Source organism: Micromonospora sp. NPDC047620 (genome assembly GCF_043205005.1).
Classification (GTDB): domain Bacteria; phylum Actinomycetota; class Actinomycetes; order Mycobacteriales; family Micromonosporaceae; genus Micromonospora.
The window spans coordinates 1-1,264 of the sequence record NZ_JBIDDG010000133.1 but is presented as its reverse complement, the minus strand read 5'-3'; the positions used below and the strand labels follow the sequence as shown (position 1 = coordinate 1,264).

The following is a 1,264-nucleotide window of genomic DNA, read 5'->3' as shown; positions in this document are numbered from 1 at the left end:
AAAGCGTTGAGCTGCGGAAAGGGTCGTCGTCCCGGTCGTAGGCGGATGACTTCCTGGGAGGATCTACCGTCGGCGGCGTAGGCGGACGCTCATGTCGCGGTGCCCATCCATGCGCCGCCCGGGGGTCGAAAGGTGTGCCTTCTGGTCCCCGGAGGACGTGCAGGTCGAAACGGGTGACTACGCTTCCGCTGAGCGGGAAATTCGCTCAGCGCCTTCGTATTACGCCGGTAACGTCCGCCGGGCGAACAGATTCGGGAGGTCGCGAAACGCCGCACCCTGTCCGGGAGAAGCGCAGTGGAGCCGGCCGATGCGCAGCGACAGATGGAAGGAACTCCGATGGGCACGTCGACACAGCAGCACCCCCTGGAGACCGTTTTCGACATGCTGCTTGCCGATCTGCGTACCCGTGGGATCGCCTGCAGCGAACCGACGGGCCCGATCACCGACCCGGCATTCATCGCGCTGCTCACCGAAACCTATGCGATGGCGCCGCACGAGTATCCGGCCGATGCGCCGCTCGACGTTCCCGCCTCCCAGCCGTGACCGCATTACCGCCGGATGCCGGCGAAACTGCGCTGCTGGCGACCTTCCGGATGGGCGTTGCCGAGAGTCCGCTCTTCTCGCCTGACACTCACACCGGACGGAGTCGGACTCCGCTCGCGCCACTGCTGCGCCAGCCGAGAGACTAGCGGGCTGGATCTGGCTGCGCCTGAACGTGTTATGGGAGTAGCCGTCCGCAACCCCGAGCTATGACGGGTTGCTCGATCAGCGCCCGCCGACCACCTCCCGGTCGAATGACGGACAACGAAGGAGATTGCCGATGAGTATCGTTCAGAAGATTTCCGCCCCCGCAATGGCACCGGAAAATCCAGATGCGGAACCGTTGGTGGTCGACGGCCTGGAAGGTCTGCGTGGTGCAGTGGGCGCTGTGCTCGGGCCTACGAATTGGGTCCTGATCGACCAGCAACGGATCGACGACTTCGCCGAAGTGACGGGCGATCACCAATGGATTCATGTCGACGTCGAACGCGCGAAGAGTTCACCGTTCGGGTCGACGATCGCGCATGGATATCTCACGCTGGCGCTGTGCAATCTCTTTCTGCCGCAACTGATCAATGTTCGGAACGTCTCCATGGGGGTGAACTACGGTGCCGACCGCGTCCGGTTCCCGGCTCCGGTGCCGGCGGGATCGCGCGTGCGTGGTAGCGGCGAAATCCTGGCGTGCACCGACGTGCCAGGAGGGGTGCAGGCCACTATCCGAGTG

Annotated in this window: 2 protein-coding genes; both read left to right on the top strand. The window is 64.4% G+C overall.

The window, feature by feature from the left end:
- Window positions 1-336: 336 nt before the first annotated feature.
- The gene (locus ACGF5C_RS34720; protein ID WP_393308646.1) at window positions 337-543 is read left to right on the top strand and encodes a hypothetical protein; all 207 of its coding nucleotides are present in this window, start codon (window positions 337-339) and stop codon (window positions 541-543) included.
- 277 nt (window positions 544-820) lie between these two features.
- On the top strand, window positions 821-1,264 hold a 444-nt coding region (locus ACGF5C_RS34715), incomplete at its 3' end, for a MaoC family dehydratase (RefSeq protein ID WP_393308644.1).